At 63.0% G+C, this 13,677-nt stretch carries 16 protein-coding genes and 1 pseudogene; 14 read left to right on the top strand and 3 right to left on the bottom strand.

The window, feature by feature from the left end:
• Positions 1-14: 14 nt before the first annotated feature.
• The 14 genes and pseudogenes from BHE01S_RS38870 to BHE01S_RS38865 all read left to right on the top strand — a co-directional run.
• A pseudogene (locus tag BHE01S_RS38870) lies at positions 15-125 on the top strand (alpha/beta fold hydrolase); the annotation flags it as partial.
• 174 nt (positions 126-299) lie between these two features.
• Positions 300-1,421, top strand: coding sequence for an alanine racemase (gene alr, locus BHE01S_RS01230; RefSeq protein WP_042259644.1), 1,122 nt, complete (start codon positions 300-302; stop codon positions 1,419-1,421).
• Positions 1,422-1,552: 131 nt separating this feature from the next.
• Complete coding sequence (locus BHE01S_RS01225; protein ID WP_042259642.1) at positions 1,553-2,623, top strand: fatty acid desaturase family protein; 1,071 nt, start codon at positions 1,553-1,555, stop codon at positions 2,621-2,623.
• A 43-nt stretch (positions 2,624-2,666) separates the two neighbouring features.
• Positions 2,667-2,975 (top strand): non-heme iron oxygenase ferredoxin subunit, encoded by a 309-nt coding sequence (locus BHE01S_RS01220; RefSeq protein WP_042259641.1) that lies wholly within the window; start codon positions 2,667-2,669, stop codon positions 2,973-2,975.
• A 178-nt stretch (positions 2,976-3,153) separates the two neighbouring features.
• A complete protein-coding gene (locus BHE01S_RS01215; RefSeq protein WP_174479482.1) occupies positions 3,154-4,386 on the top strand; it encodes a SpoIIE family protein phosphatase in 1,233 nt (410 codons plus the stop codon).
• Between the two features lie 14 nt (positions 4,387-4,400).
• Positions 4,401-4,964 (top strand): SiaB family protein kinase, encoded by a 564-nt coding sequence (locus BHE01S_RS01210; RefSeq protein WP_042259638.1) that lies wholly within the window; start codon positions 4,401-4,403, stop codon positions 4,962-4,964.
• Between the two features lie 18 nt (positions 4,965-4,982).
• The gene (locus BHE01S_RS01205; RefSeq protein ID WP_042259636.1) at positions 4,983-5,369 is read left to right on the top strand and encodes a DUF1987 domain-containing protein; all 387 of its coding nucleotides are present in this window, start codon (positions 4,983-4,985) and stop codon (positions 5,367-5,369) included.
• 16 nt (positions 5,370-5,385) lie between these two features.
• Positions 5,386-6,126: a GGDEF domain-containing protein gene (locus BHE01S_RS01200; protein WP_042259634.1), complete on the top strand. Its 741-nt coding sequence runs from the start codon at positions 5,386-5,388 to the stop codon at positions 6,124-6,126.
• A gap of 143 nt (positions 6,127-6,269) precedes the next feature.
• A complete protein-coding gene (locus BHE01S_RS01195) occupies positions 6,270-7,400 on the top strand; it encodes a patatin-like phospholipase family protein (protein ID WP_042259632.1) in 1,131 nt (376 codons plus the stop codon).
• A gap of 284 nt (positions 7,401-7,684) precedes the next feature.
• The gene (locus BHE01S_RS01185; RefSeq protein WP_042259939.1) at positions 7,685-8,476 is read left to right on the top strand and encodes a DeoR/GlpR family DNA-binding transcription regulator; all 792 of its coding nucleotides are present in this window, start codon (positions 7,685-7,687) and stop codon (positions 8,474-8,476) included.
• Positions 8,473-9,687 carry an MFS transporter gene (locus BHE01S_RS01180; protein WP_063769068.1) on the top strand — a complete coding sequence of 405 codons (1,215 nt, stop codon included), beginning with the start codon at positions 8,473-8,475 and terminating at the stop codon, positions 9,685-9,687. The genes BHE01S_RS01185 and BHE01S_RS01180 overlap by 4 nt, the downstream gene beginning before the upstream one ends.
• Before the next feature lie 400 nt (positions 9,688-10,087).
• On the top strand, positions 10,088-10,573 hold the full coding sequence (locus tag BHE01S_RS01175; RefSeq protein WP_042259628.1) for an Hcp family type VI secretion system effector: 486 nt from the start codon (positions 10,088-10,090) through the stop codon (positions 10,571-10,573).
• 12 nt (positions 10,574-10,585) lie between these two features.
• Complete coding sequence (locus tag BHE01S_RS36360; protein ID WP_084068452.1) at positions 10,586-11,104, top strand: DUF2778 domain-containing protein; 519 nt, start codon at positions 10,586-10,588, stop codon at positions 11,102-11,104.
• Positions 11,085-11,342, top strand: coding sequence for a hypothetical protein (locus BHE01S_RS38865; protein WP_084068450.1), 258 nt, complete (start codon positions 11,085-11,087; stop codon positions 11,340-11,342). Before BHE01S_RS36360 ends, BHE01S_RS38865 begins: the two co-directional genes overlap by 20 nt.
• Positions 11,343-11,451: 109 nt before the next feature.
• Here BHE01S_RS38865 and BHE01S_RS01170 read toward each other — a convergent pair whose 3' ends face one another.
• From BHE01S_RS01170 to BHE01S_RS01160, 3 genes are all read right to left on the bottom strand, one after another.
• Positions 11,452-12,675 carry an MFS transporter gene (locus BHE01S_RS01170; RefSeq protein ID WP_042259626.1) on the bottom strand — a complete coding sequence of 408 codons (1,224 nt, stop codon included), beginning with the start codon at positions 12,673-12,675 and terminating at the stop codon, positions 11,452-11,454.
• A 14-nt stretch (positions 12,676-12,689) separates the two neighbouring features.
• Positions 12,690-13,142, bottom strand: a complete 453-nt coding sequence (locus BHE01S_RS01165; protein ID WP_042259624.1) for a MarR family winged helix-turn-helix transcriptional regulator — start codon at positions 13,140-13,142, stop codon at positions 12,690-12,692.
• 65 nt (positions 13,143-13,207) lie between these two features.
• Positions 13,208-13,411 (bottom strand): DUF2970 domain-containing protein, encoded by a 204-nt coding sequence (locus BHE01S_RS01160; RefSeq protein WP_042259933.1) that lies wholly within the window; start codon positions 13,409-13,411, stop codon positions 13,208-13,210.
• Positions 13,412-13,677: the final 266 nt, after the last annotated feature.

The following is a 13,677-nucleotide window of genomic DNA, read 5'->3' as shown; positions in this document are numbered from 1 at the left end:
CCGATCGAGCATGGCAGCCGACAGCGCTGATCGCCCAGTCGATGGGCGGCGTCATCGCCATGCGCGCGGCGCTCAAGAAGCTACAGCTCGTCACGCCTCTCGTGCTTTCGGTCACCTCGGGCGGGAATCGACACCGCGGCGCCCGGCTCCTCTGATGGCGGACTGATCCGTTGCCTCACGGGGCTGGCGACAGTCGTTTCGACCAAATTCATTCATAAATACATTAAAAATAACTGGACGAAAATCAATACGATTGCATAAATCACTAGATTTCCGCCATCCAACCCACAGGAACGCCTATGCCGCGCCCCATCGTCGCCCGCATTCGACCCGACGCCGTCCGTCACAACCTGCAGCTGGCGAAGCAGATCGCCGCCGGCTCGCGCGCCTTCGCCGTGATCAAGGCCAACGCGTACGGTCACGGCATCGAGCGCATCTACCCCGCGCTCGCGGGCGCCGACGGCATCGCCCTGCTCGACCTCGATGAAGCCGTGCGCGTGCGTGAACTGGGCTGGGCCAAACCGCTGCTGCTGCTCGAAGGCGTGTTCGAACCCGCCGACGTCGAACTGGTCGTGGCGCACCGGCTCACCGTGGCCGTGCACTGCCACGAGCAACTCGATCTGCTCGCGGCTGCGAAGCCACAGCAGCCCATCGATATCCAGCTGAAGATGAACTCGGGCATGAACCGCCTGGGTTTCCGTCCCCATGCGTATCGCGCCGCGTGGGAGCGCGCACGCGGCATTCCGGCGATCGGCGCAATCGGACTCATGACGCACTTCGCGAACGCCGACGACGGCCAGGTCGACTGGCAGCTCGATACCTTCGATGCGGCGGTGCAGGACATTCCCGGCGAGCAATCGGTATCGAACTCGGCGGGCGTGCTCTGGCATCCGCGTGCGCATCGCGACTGGGTGCGCCCCGGCACGATCCTCTATGGCGCGTCGCCCACGGGCGTGGCGCGGCACGTGGAAGGCTTCGGCCTGCGCTCTGCCATGACGCTCACGAGCCGCATCATCGGCGTGCAGACGCTCGCACCGCAGGAAACCATCGGCTATGGCCGCACCTTCGAGGTCGAGCGGCCCATGCGCATCGGCGTGGTGGCGTGCGGCTACGCGGACGGCTATCCGCGCCACGCGCCCACCGGCACGCCGATTGCCGTGGATGGCGTGCGCACGCGTGTGGTTGGCCGCGTCTCGATGGACATGCTGACGGTCGATCTCACGCCGTGCCCGCAGGCAGGCATCGGTTCGGGGGTCGAATTGTGGGGCGACCAGGTGCGCGTGGACGAAGTGGCCGAAGCGTCGGGCACCATCGGCTACGAGCTGATGTGCGCACTCGCGCGGCGCGTGCCGGTGATCGTCGCCGACGGCGCGGATACGACCCGCGCCGCGCAAGCGCGCAGCGAGCGCGTAGCAGCCTGACCACGCAGGACGCTCGCTGACGAAATTTCGTCAAACTTCCGGTTGAGCCCCGGCCTCGCGTCACCTATTTTTGTGTTGATACGCGCGGCGCATCGCACGCCGCGCGCTGCCGACACGTCAAGGAGACACTCGTGGCCGACCAGGAGACTCGCGCTTACGCGCCGCATCATGCGGACTACCGGCTCATCGGCGGTGCAGGCGAACGCGCGCGCGCAGCGGGCCTCGTCAACGCACCCTGGTATCGTTGCGCCGTGCCGCGCCCCGTTCTGAAGCAGTTGATGCAACGCAGCGACGCGCGCGCCATACGCGACACCGCAATCTGGTATGCAGCCATCGTCGCGAGCGGTGCGCTCGCCGGGTTCCTCTGGCACGCGCATTCGGGGTGGGCGGTGCCTGCGTACCTGCTCTACGGCACACTCTATTGCAGCCCTGCCGATTCGCGCTGGCATGAGGCGGGTCACGGCACGGCATTCAAGACGCGCTGGATGAACGACGTGCTCTACCAGATCGCGTCGTTCCAGGTGTTGCGCTGCGCGACGATCTGGCGCTGGAGCCACGCGCGCCATCACACCGACACGCTGGTCGTGGGCCGCGATCCCGAGATCGCCGCGCCGCGGCCCACCGACTGGCTCTCGCTCGCCCTCAACATCTTCGCGCTCAAGCACGCGTCTCGCGAGGTGCCGCGCATGATTTGCGCGGCATGCGGGCGGCTGGGCGCGGAAGAACAAAGCTTCGTGCCCGCTTCCGAATGGCCCAGGGCCATTCGCGAAGCGCGCCTGAGCCTGCTCGCGTACGCAATCGTGATTGGCGCGTGCATCGGCTTTCGCACCATCCTGCCGCTGCTCTATATCGGCCTGCCGAGCCTCTACGGCGCGTGGCTTTATCTCTACTTCGGCCTCACGCAGCACGCGGGCATGCCCGAGAATGTACTCGACCACCGGCGCAATTGCCGCACGGTGATGATGAATCCCGTGTTCCGTTTTCTCTACTGGAACATGAATTATCACGTCGAGCATCACATGTTTCCGACGATTCCTTTTCACGCGCTGCCGCGCCTGCACGAAGTCGTGAAAATGGATATGCCGCCGCCCTATCGCAGCAGCCTTGCCGCCTATGCGGAAATCATTCCCGCGCTCGTGCGGCAAACACGCGATCCCTCGTATCACGTGGCGCGTCCGGTTCCCGGCCGCGCCGAAGCGTGACCCGTCGCGCACACAACCTTCAATACCAGTCTGGAGACACACCATGGCCCAATGGATCGACGCAGCCGCACTCGACGATATCGAAGACGAAGACGTCATGCGCTTCGACCACGGTGGACGCACCTTTGCGATCTACCGCGTGGAAGACAAGGTCTACGCGAGCGACGGGCTTTGCACGCACGAACATGTGCACCTGAGCGACGGACTCGTCATGGGCCATGTGATCGAATGTCCGAAGCACAATGGCCGCTTCGACATACGTGACGGCAAGCCGCTTTGTGCGCCAGTGCGTGAGAAGCTCGCAACGTATCCCGCCAGGGTCGAAGGTGGACGGATCTATATCGAAGTGTGATGCACCGAAACCCTGCGCAAGGGAAGCGAAAAAAACGCGCAAACGTTAGCGTGACGTTCGTCGATCATTGTGGTGTATTAAACAAGCAAACTTGAGCGCTTACCCGCGACCATGTAACGAAAATGACATAAATAGCCATTAGCGTGCTGAATCTCCATATTCATCGGAATGGATAGTCATGCACCCCGCGCTCGCGCAGTTTCGTCGTCCGGGTTTTCCCGCAGGCCCGCGCAGCGCCGGAGAACTGGCTCTGGAAGTGCCGGCCATCGACGCTTCGGATTCGAACGCGCTCGTCATGGAGATCTTCTATTCGAGGCGCGACATGGCCAGTCTCGCGGTGATCGAAAACGATCGCCCCATTGGCCTCATCAACCGCGATATCTTCCTGTCGCAAATGAGCAAGCCGTTTCATCGCGAGCTATACGACAAGAAGAGCTGCATCGCGTTCATGGACAAGGAGCCGTTGATCGTCGATGCGGCCATGAGCATCGAGGCGCTCACGTTCAAAACCGTTGAAGTCGGCGAAAAGGCGCTCGTCGACGGGTTCATCGTGACGCGCGAAGGCCGCTTCGCTGGCGTGGGCAACGGCTTGCGCCTGCTTTCCATCGTGGCGGAAATGCAGGCGGAAAAGAATCGCCAGATCATGCAGAGCATCGAGTATGCGAGCGTGATCCAGCAAGCCATGCTGCGCGCGTCGCGCGAAACGCTCGCGACCATGCTGCCCGATGCCGCGCTCGTCTGGGAACCGCGCGACGTGGTGGGCGGCGACTTCTACCATTTCGCGGCATTCGCCGATGGCTGGTTCGGCGCGGTGGCCGATTGCACAGGGCACGGCGTGCCCGGCGCGTTCATGACCTTGCTCGCCTCGGCGTCGCTCTCGCAGGCGCTCGAACAGATCGGCCCGCGCAACCCTTGCGCGCTGCTCGCAGCCGTCAATCGCAATGTGAAGGGACTGCTCGGGCAAATCAACGGCACCGGCGACACCCCGCAGTCCAACGACGGTCTGGACGCGGCGTTCTTCTGGTTCGACGCCGCGAGCCAGGTGCTGCACTTTGCCGGTGCGCGGGTCGCGCTGCATGTCTTGCGTGCGGACGCGCAACAGTTCGAAAGCATTGCCGGCGACCGCATGGGCGTGGGCTATGTCGACAGCCTCGCCGATTACACGTGGACCCAGCACGCCGTCGCCGTACCGCACGGCAGCCTGCTGTTCATTTCCACCGACGGCCTGACCGATCAGATCGGCGGTCCTCGCAAGATCGCCTTCGGCAAACGCCGGACGCTCGAGCGGATTCTCGCCGAGCGCGGGAACGCTTCTTCTTTCATCTGCGCGCGCCTGCTCGAAACCTTCTCCGAATGGCAAGGCTCACAGGCGCGCCGTGACGATGTCACGCTTTTCTTCGCACGAGTTTGAGGTAGTTCACCAATATGTCTGGAATTCTGGATCAAAACTGCTGCTTCTTCGAAATCGCACAGAAGCGCAATTTGCTCTTCTATCACAAAGGTTATTTCTCGCACAGCATCGTCGCGGCGATGAGTGAGGTCGTGAAGCTGCAACTGGAAGTGGCGGGACTGAGCATGTCTACGCGCAGAAAGATCTTCTCTTCGTTCATCGAGCTTTCGCAGAATATCGTGCACTACTCGTGCGACGCGCTCTCAGAAGATGAAGGCCAGGGCGGCGCCATACGCGAAGGCGCGATGTGCATTTCCGCCGAAGGCGAGCGCCACCTCATGGTATGCGTGAATCCCATCGCCACGGCTGGCGTGAACGACTTGCGCGAGAAGCTTGAGCCGCTGCGCAACATGTCGATCGAAGAAGTCAAGCAGGCCTACAAGATGTCGCTGCGCGCCGACACGCCTGCAGACAGCAAAGGAGCGGGACTGGGTTTTCTGACGATGGCGCGCGACGCCAGTGCGCCGCTCGAATTCGCATTTCATCCACGCGAAGACGATACGGGCATCACACTGTTTTGCCTCAAGACCATCATCTGACCAGGGCACGCGTACAAAATGGAAAACCTTTTTATCGCCGCCACGGCAACGTCGCCGGAAATCGACCTCCGCTTCGACGAAAACGTGCTGTCACTGCGAGGCGAGTCGTATCCGGAGAATGCCGCCGCGTTCTATGCGCCGGTCATCGAGCGGCTCAATCTCTGGCTCAAGGATTGCGAAAATGCCGCGATCACGGTCGAGGTCACGCTCACCTATTTCAACAGTTCGAGCACGAAAATGCTCTTCAGCGTGTTCGACGCCCTGGACCGCGCCGCGGCAGCGGGCAACGAGGTGCAGGTGAACTGGTATCGCGACGAAGAAGACGAAACGATCCTCGAATTCGGCGAGGAACTGCAATCCGACTTCACGGCAATCAGGTTCAACGATTGCCCGGTTGCAACCTGAAGAAAGGACGACGCGCGTGGAAACGACTGCTTTGCGGGACACATTGAAGGATCACTACCTCGACCTGTTCCGCTGCGAAAGCGAGGCGCTGGAGCGGGCCCGGGCGATTGCCGAAGCTCCGGAGTCGCACGCGCACAGCCATCGCGAGGCGCTCTTCGAGCTGATCCAGCATTACGAGCGCCTGATGCGCGAAACCCGCCGTCTGATCGGGCGCAGCGATCGCGCCGAGCGCGAAATGCAGGCGCTCACGCAACAGCTGCAATATCGTGCGACGCACGACGCGCTGACCGGCGTGCTCAATCGCAGCGCCGTGATCGAACGCACGGTAAAGGCGCTTCGCGCGAATCGGGCGGTGATGATCCTGCTCGACATCGACGACTTCAAGAAGGTCAACGACGACTTCGGGCACCCGGCCGGCGACAGCGTGATCTCGGGCATCGTGAACTGCCTGCGGCGCATTCTCGGCGAAACGGGCGTCATCGGACGCGTAGGCGGCGAAGAGTTCACGGTCGTCTTGCCGGGCTTCGACATTGCCGATGCCTTGCAACTCGCCGAGCGCATGCGCGCGGCCATTGCGAATCACGCGTTCCCGGCGCCGGTGTGCCGCCCCATTACCGCCAGTTTCGGCGTGAGCGACAATCCGGCGGGCACCAATTTCGACACAGCGTACGGACTCGCCGATTCCGCGTTGTACGCCGCCAAACGCAGCGGCCGCAACCGCGTGACGTTCGAAGGACAAATCGCCTCCGCAGGTTAAGGGACAGCGGCTGGCCGGGCCGATGCCGCGCAACGCCCGTCTTTTCCGAACGCCACTACAATGGTGCGGAGAAAACGGCGACGCGTATGAAGAATGCAGGTCACGAAAGCGCGCGCCGGCCGGGCAAAACAGCGAGGCGATCGATGACAGCGAAGCAGCCGGCAAGCCTGGCATTGCCAGGGCAAGTCGTACTCGTGTTGCAGGGTGGCGGCGCGTTGGGCGCCTATCAACTGGGCGTTTATGAGGCGATGCACGAAGCCGGCATCCAGGTGGACTGGGTGATCGGCACCTCCATTGGCGCCATCAACGCTGCGTTGATCGCTGGAAACGCACCTGAGCACCGCGTCGAGCGTCTGGACGAATTCTGGCGCCGCGTCACCGACCGAACCCGCCTCGACGTGCCAGCCGTGTGGCCCGGCTTCGCGCCCGGCTGGGACAAGACGTTTGCAAAACTGATGATCATCGGCGGCGGCATTGCCGGGTTCTTTCAGCCCAACCCGGCATCGTGGTTCGGCCCACTCGCGCACCTTGGCGTGGATCGTGCGTCTTACTACCGGATCGCCCCGTTGCGCGACACGCTCGTTTCACTGGTCGACTTCGAATTGCTGAACGCCGGACGCCCGCGCCTCACCGTGGGCGCGGTGAACGCACGCACCGGCGCGATGCATTATTTCGATTCGCGCGACCAGCGCCTGAACGTCGAACACATCATGAGCTCGGGCGCGCTGCCGCCCGCGTTCCCGGCGGTGCGCATCGACGGCGAGCCGTACTGGGACGGCGGCATCTATTCCAACACGCCGGTCGAGGTCGTGCTGGACGACAAGCCGCGCCACAGCTCGGTGATCTTCTCGGTGCAGGTGTGGAATCCAGCGGGTCCGGAGCCGCAAAGCATCTGGCAGATCGCGGAACGGCAAAAGGACATTCAGTACGCGAGCCGCACGGAAAGCCATATCGCGCGACAGCAACAGATCCACCGCTTGCGCCACGTAATCCGCGAACTGGCGAAGCGCGTGCCCGAGGCCGAACGCGACACACTCGATGTGCGGGAGCTGGCATCCTGGGGCTGCGAGACGACCATGCGGCTCATCAAGCTTGCGGCGCCGCGGCTCGACGGCGACGACCAGTTGAAGGACATCGACTTCACGCCGTCGGGCATTGCCGCGCGCCGTCGGGCTGGCTACGAGGCCGCCATGCGCGCAATCGAAGCGAGGCCGTGGGAAGCGCCAATGGATCCGATAGAAGGCCTAAGCGTCTACAGCGCGGACGAAGAATAAAAGAAAGCAGAGGGCATGAAGAGCGCAATGCGTACGTCGCGGGTGATTTTCCCTGACTGCCCCGCGAGCGCAGACACCTGCTGAATATTCTGCGGCGTGATGAAGCCCGGCCCGGAGCTGATATGGCGCGCCTCACACACAGACTCGAGCCCATCGCCCTTCAACCGGACGCCTGCGCCGCGAATACTGCATCACCTGTTGCGTGCGCCGCCCGTTTACGATACTTTATGCTCGTTTTTGCTCGATTCGACGGGCAAGCCAACGAGCAAGCGGGGGCCGAACTCATGCAACGAACACGCCAGGCGGCCAGTGAAGGCCTGTTTCCCGACGAGCGCGAGCGCCTGATCGTCGAAAAACTGCGCGCCGAGGGCCGCGTGCTGGCTGCCGAACTCGCCGCGCAGCTCGACACCTCGGAGCACACTATCCGGCGCCATTTGCGCGACCTGGCCGAGGCGGGCCACTGCAAGCGCGTGTATGGCGGAGCGCTGCTCACGTCGCCCGCCAACAAGCCCGCCTCCGTGCGCATGCGCGAGCAACTGCCGGCCAAGGCGCGCCTTGCGCGCGCCGCCGCTGCGCTCGTCAAGCCCAACCAGGTGATTCTGCTCGACGCGGGTTCCACGAACGTCGGGATCGCGGCGGCGCTGCCCGAGAACGCCGGCCTCACGGTGGTCACCACTTCGCCACAGGCCTGTGTGCGCCTGCTCGAGCGCCCGGGCATCGAAGTCATTCTGATCGGCGGCCGCGTGAGTGCGCAGGCCGCGGGCACGCTGGGCGCGACGGCGCTCGTGCAGATTCAGCAGATCAAGGCCGATCTCTGCTTTCTCGGCGCATGCGCACTCGATCCTGCCGAGGGCATCGCCGCCTTCGATGCAGAGGATGCCGAAATGAAGCGCGCAATGGTCGCGGCAAGCGGCCAGATCGCCGCCGCGGTCACCACCGAAAAGCTCATGACGTCCGCGCCCTTCGTCATTGCGCCGTGCGCTTCGCTCGACTATCTGGTCGTCGATGCCGACGTGCCGAAACGCCACCTGAAGCATTTGAAAGCCGCATGCGGCGACGTGACGGTGGCGCGATGAGGCCCCTGCGCGAACGCTACGCCACCACGGCGGTCTTTCTGGCGAACGGCTTCGGCATTGGCGCGTGGGCCGTCGAGGTGCCGCGCGTGAAAGACAAGCTGCTGCTGGGCGACTCCCTGCTCGGCGTCGCGCTCTTTGCCTTCGCACTGGGCGCCATCGTCGCCATGCCGCTTGCAGGGCGTCTCGCACCGAAGGTCGGCAGTGGCCGCGCGACCGCCTTGCTCGGCGTGCTGTTCGTCGCCGCGTTTCCTTTGCCTGCGCTCGCGCCCAGCGCGCCGCTGCTGTGCGGCGCGTTGCTGCTGCTCGGCGCGCTCAACGGCGCGCTCGACGTTTCCATGAATGGCCATGCCAGCGCGATCGAAAAAGTGTGGCACGCGCCGATCATGTCGTCGTTCCACGCGGCATGGAGCGCGGGCGGTCTGGCGGGCGCAGCCGTTGGCACCGTACTGCAGAAAGCAGGATTCGGTGTATCAAGCGGTCTCACGTTGCCCGCCGTTCCCGTCGCCGCGCTAATCGTCGGTGCGGCACTATTCTCGCTGCGCGACGTGGGCACACGCCCGGAGGCTGCGTCGGGCGGCGGATTTGCGTTGCCGCAGGCGGGCGTCGCGAAGCTCGCCGCGCTCGCGTTCCTCTGCATGATGACCGAGGGCGCCATTGCCGACTGGAGCGCCGTGTACCTGCGAACCGCCCTGCCCGCTCATGCCGATAGTGCGGGCGTTGGCTATACGGCGTTCGCGTTCGCCATGGCGGCGTGCCGCGTGGTGGGCGATGCGTTCGTGCGGCGCCTCGGCGCGGTGCGCGTGGTCGCGCTGGGCGGGTTGCTTTCGGCTGCGGGCATCGCCGCCGTGCTCGCCGCGCCGGCGCTCGCCACGGCCATGGTGGGCTTTGTCTGCGTCGGTGTCGGGCTCGCCAATGTGGTGCCGGTGATCTTCAGCGCGGCCGGGCGCACGACCGACCCGCCCGTGACCGGCGTGTCGATGGCGGCCACTGCGGGTTATGCGGGCTTTCTCGTGGGGCCGCCGGTCATCGGCTTTGGCGCGGGGCTAGTGGGCCTGCGACTGGCGCTCGGCGTGCTGGTGCTCGCGACGCTCGCGGTGTGCCTTGCGGGTAGTCGTGCCGTTCGCGATGTCGATGCGTCGCGCGGCGAATCGGCAATGCGTGCGCCGGTGCGTAAAGAGACGCGTGATGCGGATCGTATCGAGGCGGAGTAAGGCGAGCGCTTCCGCCACGTCCACCCAGGTTGCCGCGCTGTCGATCGGTTCAGATACCTTCAGTGTCGGGCTTTGACCCAGCGTCACATCGCGGCTCCACAGCGTCGCACCCTTCAGCGCGTCGCTGCCATCGAGTGGCTGGCGAGCATCGCGCCGCCAGGTTAGCAGCTTGGCACGCTGTTTACAACCACCTCTTACGGCACAAAAAAATACCGTCCAGGCTGAACTGAACGGCTTTACTGCATAGGGGCGTTTTCTTGCGCTGGATCTACTTTTTTGTCAATTTTTGTCAAATACAAGGTTTCTCATCAAAATTTCATCGTCTAACAATTACGGACTCAAATTGAATCGCGTATAAGCGGTAATTCCAATTATACCTTTTCAAAGGAATGTATTCGATATGCCAATTCCTGCACATATGTGGCTTAAAGACGATGGCGGTGCAAACATCAAAGGCTCATCAACCGTTCAGGATCGCGAAGGAAGCATTGAAATCATAAGCTTTGGACACGGGGTAAATCTTCCAGTTGATGCTGCTAACGGCAAGGTCACCGGCGCGCGTGCGCACTCGCCGGTTGCATTCGAAAAGGAATTCGACGTAGCGACGCCCTATCTTTACAAAGCTGTGGCAAAGGGCCAAACGCTTCAATCGGCTGAAATCAAGTGGTATCGCATTAACGATGCGGGCAAGGAAGAGGTGTATTTCGTCATGCTACTCGAAGGCGTAAAGGTCTGCGGCATTAATCCCGGAATGACGAATACCAGATTGTCGGAGGCTTCCGTGCTCAATCATGTTGAGGCCGTCTCCATGATGTATGACCGGATCACGTGGCATTACCTTGACGGCAATATCAAATACACCGATTCGTGGAATGAACGTGGTTAGGTTGGAATTACGATGACTTATACCGGTAAATTTCTGGTGAATAATAAACACCTGTCGCCCCTTACCATTGATGGCTTGGGTACATTCGATGCGTACTCGGGTGATCAGATATATCGCAATCGGGGTGGATGCACAGCCGTAGTTGGCAAAGGGCCGATTCCCGCTGGTAAATACTGGATCGTTACTCGCCCTGGTGGCGGTGCAGGCTCCAAGGCATTAGCGTGGATAAAAGATGCGTGGAATGCCTATGATGGAAATCCAACCGATCATAGTGAGTGGTTCGCACTGTATCGGGATGACGGGATGATTGACGACGAGACGTGGGTTAATGGCGTCAAGCGTGGACAGTTCCGGTTGCATCCGGCAGGTGGCCGGGGCATTTCTCTCGGCTGCATTACGTTGCCGAGCCGTGTTGATTTCCTGAGAATCCGAACGGCACTATTGACTACCAAGACAATCCCGGCTGGCAATTCGGGGCTTAGTGCATACGGAACAATCCAGGTCATCACATATGGCAACACGTGTCCATAGGCTATTCAAGATCGCACTGTTTGTCGGGCTGTCTCTTCTTTCATTTCGTTATGTCCGGCCATACCATACGTGGACCGAAGGCGAAGCGAATGCCTGGTGGCGGGCTTCGGATTGGCTTGGTGTCCGCGATCCCGAGGATTTGTATATCGGGGTGTGGATGACTATCGAACTGATCTCGGCAGTGCTCGCCTATGTGGCAATCATGAAGCTATGGCGGCACTGTCGAACGAGATCATAAGCGACACGAACAGACGCCCCGCACGGGTGTTTTCCTTTTGCCCGTACCATCGTGTTATGCCACGTCGTCGAGCGTGGCATCGGCCAGCGCGTTGGCAAGCTTCGGCGCCCTATGACTTCTCGTGGGCCCGCCGCGCGAGCGTGCGGGCCGCGACGATCGCCGCCGCGAAGCCAGACGCCGCGCCCACCAGCAAGGCCCAGCGCGGCCCCCAATGGTCGGCGACCCATCCCACGATCGGCGCGCCGATGGGCGTGCCGCCCAGTGCCACGGCGAGGCGGATCGCCAGCACGCGGCCACGCATGCCAGGCTCGGTGGAAAGCTGCATGAGGCTGTTGGTTTCGGTGGTGAACGTGAGCGCCGCGATGCCGATCATCACGAGCGCGCCGCCGAACCACCAGTAGCCCGGCGCAACAGAAGCCAGCAGGCACCCCACCCCGAACGCCGTGGCCGCGAACAGCAGCGAGATGAAACGCGGATGGCTGCGCCCCGCGCCGAAGAAGGCGCCACTCATGGTGCCCACCGCCATCATGGAAGAAAGGAGTCCGTAGCGTCCCGCATCGGCGTGAAAGACGTTCACGGCCATCGTCGAGATGAAGATCGGAAAGTTCAGCCCGAAGGTGCCGATCAGGAACAGCATGACGAGGATGGACCGCAGGTCGGGGCGCGCCCACACGTAGCGGAATCCCGCGGCAATCCCGCCCTTCGCGGGCTGCTTGAGCTTCGCTGAACGCAGCTCGTCGACGCGCAGATGCGTGAGCGAGATCAGCACGGCGACGAACGAAAGCCCATTGAGCAGGAAGGCCCAGCCCACGCCCACCGATGCGATCACGAGCCCCGCCACGGCCGGGCCGATCATGCGCGCCGCATTGAACGAGGTGGAATTGAGCGCGACGGCATTGGAGAGGTCGGCGTCGCCCACCAGCTCCGAGACGAAAGTTTGCCGCACCGGCGAATCGAATGCCGTCGTGCAGCCGAACAGGAACGCGAACACGTACACGTGCCAAAGCTGCACGAGCCCTGATGCCGTGAGCACGCCCAGTGCAATGGCAAGCGTGCCGAGCAGCGCCTGCGTGACCATGAGCAGCTTGCGCTGGTCGAAGTGGTCGGCGGCGAAGCCAGACCAGGGCATGAACAGCATTTGCGGGCCGAACTGCAAGCCCATCACGATGCCCACGGCCGCCGCGCTGTGATGCGTGAGCCCGGTGAGGACGAGCCAGTCTTGCGCCGTGCGCTGCATCCACGTACCGACGTTCGAGACAAGCGCGCCCGACGCCCACACGCGGTAGTTGTAACTTCTGAGCGAACGAAAGAACCCCGATGCGGGCGCGCCCATGTGGCCGCCTCGCCTTAGTCGGCCACGAGCCGCTTGAGCAGCTCGACTGCGGCGGCTAGCTGTTGCTGCTCGGCGCCGGAGAGGCGCGCCTCTATCCTGCGCGAGAGCCAGTCCTGGCGGGCTGCGCGCCCTTCCTTGAGCCACTCGCGAAAGGTGTCGGTGAGCGACCAGAGCGTCTGGCGTCCGTCATTGGGGTCCGGTTTGCCGCTGATATGGCCCGCCGCCTCGAGCGGCGCGATGAGCGTGCCCATCGACTGCGGGCGCATGCCCTCCGCGCGCGCGAGGTTCGATACCGTGGACGGCCCCTCGCGTTCGAGCCGCTGCAGCACGGCCATCTGGGACGGCGTGAAGTCGCCGAGCATCGCCTGCTCGCGAAAGCGGCGGCGCAGTTGGCCAACCAGGGCGCGGAGGTCGCCGGCAAGCGACGCGGCGAGGTCGGGAGCGGGTTTATGGGCGCTTTCGATCATCCCCGCATTGTAGGAGATACGAAGGTAAACTGCAAAGATAACCTTCACATCTCTGCGAGGAACGCTCAGAACCCTTGCGCGGTTCCCGTAGAATGCGCGACCAGCAGCACCACGCCCAATATGCAGGCGCCAATCAGCACCGCCAGCCCAACAGCCACGAACGGCAGCCAGCTGAAGTTGATATTCGCCAGATCGGCTTCGTGTGACGCGCTCTTGCGCACGCCAAAGAAGCTCCACAGGACCATGCGCACCATGCGTACGAGTTCCATCATGTTCTCCATCGGGCTCGATTCGATGGGCCTATGTTCGATCTTCGCCGGAGGCAAAAAAAGTAGCAGTTGCGCACAATCTGAGCGATGCAGCGGGCACGTGCCGCAGCCACATAAAGAAACGCCCCGGTACTCGCGCACCGGGGCGAAAGGCTTGCCACGCTACAGGCAAAAAGAGCCGCAAGCACTGCGGGTTTAGGTGATGATCCAGGCACTCGCGCAGTAATCCCGGCGCATCCCGGGAGAACAGACCCGGCCTGCGATGC

The sequence above is a fragment of the Paraburkholderia heleia NBRC 101817 genome (assembly GCF_000739775.1).
Classification (GTDB): Bacteria; Pseudomonadota; Gammaproteobacteria; order Burkholderiales; family Burkholderiaceae; genus Paraburkholderia; species Paraburkholderia heleia.
The sequence above is the reverse complement of the archived record's forward strand: the minus strand, read 5'-3'. Positions and strand labels throughout refer to the sequence as shown.